Genomic DNA, 4,156 nt, shown 5'->3' on the forward strand with positions numbered 1-4,156 from the left:
CCGCCCGCCGGGATTCGCCCGGGCGGGGGCGCCGGGGGCGCGGGGCCGCCTGGTGCGGCGCCGGCGGCCCGGCCGGGGGGGCTAGCAGCGGCCGGCCCCCCCCCCCCCCCCCGGCCCCCCCCCCCCCCCCGACGGCGAGCGGGACAGCCGGGGGCGCGAGCATCTCCGCGCGGCGGCCGAGGCCGCCGCCGGTCGCCGGAACGCCGCAGGGCGCACCGTCACGGGGCGGCGCGCAGCCGCCGGACGAGCTCGGCGGTCGCGTCCTCGCCCAGGTTCGCCGACGGAGCCAGGGTGATGCGAGTGACTAGCCCGGAGAACCGCTCGGCCAGTTCCTCCGGCAACTCCTTCGGTGAGCGGACCACCGCGAACGTGTCGAGCATCTCGTCGGTGACCAGCGCGCCCATCTCCTGCCAGCGACCGGCCCTGGACAGCGTGGTGAGCTCCTCGCCGATCGCCTCCCAGCCGTGGAGTTCCAGCACGCCCCGGTACGCCGGCGTGGAGGCGTAGAAGGCGATGCGCCTGCGTACCGCGGGAATCGCCTGCTCCATCTCCGCGGCGCTCCCGGTGATGATCCGCGGCGTCACCGACACCTCGAAGTCCCGCATGGTCCGGCCGGCGCTCTCGCGGCCGGCGCGCAGGGCCGGCAGGGTGCGTTCCCGGATCCACCGGGGAGAGGTGAAACTGTGGCAGAAGAACCCGTCGGCCACCTCCCCGGCGAGCCGTGTCATCCCCGTGCCGACACCCGCGAGCATCACCCTGGGCGGCCCGAACTCGTGCGGCGGCGGTGTCATCTCTGGCGGCATCAGCGTGTGCCGGTAGAAGTCGCCCTGGAAGTCGAGCCTTCGCCCCGAGCGCCATGCGTCCCAGATCGCGTGCAGCGCGAGGACGTACTCCCGCATCTGCGCCACCGGGCGGCCCGCCCAGGTCATCGAGAAACGTCGCTCGATGTGCGCCTTGACCTGCGAGCCGAGGCCCAGGAGGAAACGCCCCTGTGAGTGCCGCTGGAGCTCGTGCGCCGTGTACGCGAGGGTCATGGGGGAGCGGGCGAAGGCCACCCCGATGGCCGAGCCGAGCTGGATCCTCCCGGTCGCCTCGGCGGCCAGCGCGAGCGGCAGAAAGGGATCCTGGGCCACCTCGCTGGTCCAGGCCGCGTCGTAGCCCTCGGACTCCAGTGCCCGTGCTCGCTCGAAGGCGTTGCCGATGTGGTGCAGGTTCGCGTCGATCCTCATGGGGGTCGCTCCTGTCGATGTCATGCGGCGGGTGCGGGGCGCGCCGGGATCCGCCGGTGTGGTCGCCGGAGGAGCCCGCGCTCTGTTCCGCCCCGTGCGTACACATCCGCGTCGCCTCGGTCGTCTCCCGTCGTGCGCGGCGGCTCACGTCGGCGGGATGTCCCGCCCCGGGCCGAACTCGTCGGCACGGCCGGTGAGTTACGCCGATGCCCCTCAAGGGTGGTGGCACCGCGCGCTGTGCCGCCCGGTGCGCGTGTACCAGAGACGTGCTCGACCGCGCTCAGAGCGATGCGGGCTGCCCGAGGACGGGGAAACCGACCTGCCGACGCTCGACGTACGGCGTGTACGTGGACATGTCCGCCGCCCCTGCCGCCGCCTCTTCTTCCGTGGCAGGTCTGCTGCGGAACACGCCGTGGTCCAGGACGGTCGTGCCGTCCACCTCGGCCACGAACGAGAACGATCCGTCCTCCTGCTCCCAGACCCGGACCGTGAGTTCGTCGCCCGGGACGACCGGTGAGACGAACCTCGCGGACATCTGCCCGAATCCGGCCGGGTCCGACGCGCACAGTGTGTTCAGCAGGGCGCGAGCGGTGAAGCCGTAGGTGCAGCGTTCGTGCAGGATCGGCCGCCGGAAGCCGGACAGGTTCGCGTACCAGGGGTCGGAGTGGACCGGATCGGTCTCCCCGCCGAGCCGGTAGAGCAGGGCCTGCTCCGGCCGTGTGCGGCAGGTGACGGTGTAGGCGGCGGGGGTGGCCGGCACGTGCCACGACGTGCCTGGTCTCCGTGTGCCGTTGAAGCCGCCCTCACCCCTGATCAGGTACCCCGAGCAGACCGTCGCCAGTGGCCGGCCGGAGCCGGCGTGGGTGAGTGACGACCGAAGAGCCACGAACGCGTCGCGCCCCTCGTCGTGGATGGCCGTGACCCGCCCGGTCACCTGGACCCGTCCGTTCGCCGGGATGGGGCGGGTCAGCCGCACCGTCTGCTCGGTGTGGACGATCTGCGACTCGTCGAAATCGCCGATCTTCGGCCACTTGTCCACGCGGCCCAGGAGGGCGGCGAAAGAGGGCAGTACCCGCTGCCGTACCCGCCATGAGTTCTCGGTGGTGTATGCGATCTCCGCCAGCGGGTCCGATGCTCCGGCGCCGACACCCAGGGCGTGCAGACAAGCGTCGCGCGAGGTCCAGCTGCGCTCACCCTCCGTCCACTCCTGTCCCACGGCATCGAGATGTATCGCCATGTACGCTCCCCTCCGGTGCGGACGGTGGTGCGGCCAGGACATGTCCGCGGACAGCCGTGTCGACGTAGACAGCCGTGACGTAGACCGTGTCTGGATGATGGGGCTGTCGGCTGTACGGCCGCAACCCTTGACGCAGAGTTTTGCGACGTGGTGTCGTAATGATTGCGACACGGCGTCGTGAAGACTGGCGGACTCGGCGGAAGCAGAGAATTCCGGCGGCCTCTCTCTTCGGACCGGAAGGTTGTGAGCCGTGAAAGTCGATGCCGACTCCGAGAAGTGCGTGGCCTCCGGCCAGTGCGTGATGCTGGCGCCCTCGGTGTTCGACCAGGACGATGCCGGCATCGTCACCCTGCTCGCCGAGACCCCGCGTCCGGAAGAACTGCGCGCGGTCGAGGAAGCCGTGCACATGTGCCCGGCCGCGGCGCTGGCCCTCCGGCCGGACTGACGGGGACGGGTCGTGCTGGGATGGCGTCCCGCCGGGTGGTGCAGCCCATCAACGGACCGGAACTCGCGGGTCACGCCGGGTACTTCGACCGGACGGGGTACGTCCGGCGCCTGGCCGGGGCACTTCGCGTGCCGCACCTGCGCGGAGATCAGCGCGATGCGGGTGGCGGAGGGCAAAGCGCATGATCGCTCGCACCACCTCGCGGGACGCGACCCGTCCCGGCCCGGCAGGTCCGCCGAAGGGTGGAAGCCGCTGCCACGGTCCCGGTCGCGTGCTCCTGCGGATGCCGGTCCGGGCGCGGATTGCGAGCCTCGCGGATGACGTCGATACTCTCCCTGCCGCATGTCGGGTCCCGCATGGAACGGAGGCACTGACCAGTGCCCAAGATCACTGCCGCCAGTGTCGCCGAGCACCGGGGCCTCACCATGACGAGGCTGCTCGACGCGTTCGAGGCGGCGGTGCTGGAAGAGGGGTTCACCGCTCTCACGCTGGCCGGGATCGCCGAGCGGGCCGGCATCGCCCGCAACACGGTCTACAACTACGTCAAGGACAAGCAGGCGTTGCAGCACGCGACGGTGGAGCGCGCGCTCTCGGCGGTCGTCGCGGATCTGGACGAGGCGGTGGACGCCGACGCCGACGCCGAGCAGCAACTGACCGTAGTGATCGACCGGTTGCTGACCCGCTTCGGCCAGGGTGCCCCGCGGCTGCTGCTGCTCCAGGCCATGCAGGGGCATCCGGAGCTGCACGTCTCGGAGGACTTCCCGTCCACCCGGCTGTTGCTGTCGCGCATCGAGTCCATCGTGAGCAGAGGCGCGGCCGCGGGGCAGCTGCGGCCGGTCGACGACGTGCGGCTCACCGCCATGATGGTGTCCGGCGTGCTGCACGCCGCGGTGCGGGCGTTCGAGCTCGACGGCCGCTCCCTGGAGGACATCGCGGGTGAGGCCCGTTCGATGATCCTCCGGGCTCTGCGGGCCTGACGGTTCGCCCGGCACGGGGCGGTTGCGGGGCGATCCCGGTCCGGGCTCCTCCGCGTGCGCGGGACGGCCGCGCGGATTCGAGCATCCTGAAGCCGGGCCGGGAGCCCGCACGACAGCGAGCCCCGGCGGTGGTGCACCGCCGAGGCTCGGCCGCCCCCCGTGCGCGGCCGCCCCCCCCGTTATGTTCTTCGCGGTCCTGCAAGAGGGCCGCTGGCCTCCGGGCCCGGCATGACTGTTCCCCCCTGTCGAACGGATGACCTGGGGGTGG

General features: G+C 72.0%; 4 protein-coding genes. 2 read left to right on the plus strand and 2 right to left on the minus strand.

The genetic code is table 11. The features are described from left to right. Positions 1 to 218: 218 nt before the first annotated feature. Both ACZ619_RS29195 and ACZ619_RS29200 read right to left on the minus strand, forming a co-directional pair. Positions 219 to 1,229: a TIGR03617 family F420-dependent LLM class oxidoreductase gene (locus ACZ619_RS29195; RefSeq protein WP_469605000.1), complete on the minus strand. Its 1,011-nt coding sequence runs from the start codon at positions 1,227 to 1,229 to the stop codon at positions 219 to 221. Positions 1,230 to 1,509: 280 nt separating this feature from the next. After that, positions 1,510 to 2,466 (minus strand): MaoC/PaaZ C-terminal domain-containing protein, encoded by a 957-nt coding sequence (locus ACZ619_RS29200; RefSeq protein ID WP_469605002.1) that lies wholly within the window; start codon positions 2,464 to 2,466, stop codon positions 1,510 to 1,512. 250 nt (positions 2,467 to 2,716) lie between these two features. On the opposite strand from ACZ619_RS29200, the gene ACZ619_RS29205 reads away from it, so the two are divergent. Both ACZ619_RS29205 and ACZ619_RS29210 read left to right on the plus strand, forming a co-directional pair. Further along, positions 2,717 to 2,911 carry a ferredoxin gene (locus tag ACZ619_RS29205; protein ID WP_469605005.1) on the plus strand — a complete coding sequence of 65 codons (195 nt, stop codon included), beginning with the start codon at positions 2,717 to 2,719 and terminating at the stop codon, positions 2,909 to 2,911. Between the two features lie 377 nt (positions 2,912 to 3,288). Then, complete coding sequence (locus tag ACZ619_RS29210) at positions 3,289 to 3,888, plus strand: TetR/AcrR family transcriptional regulator (protein ID WP_469605007.1); 600 nt, start codon at positions 3,289 to 3,291, stop codon at positions 3,886 to 3,888. Positions 3,889 to 4,156 lie beyond the last annotated feature (268 nt).

It is taken from the genome of Streptomyces sp. NPDC104367 (assembly GCF_055583825.1).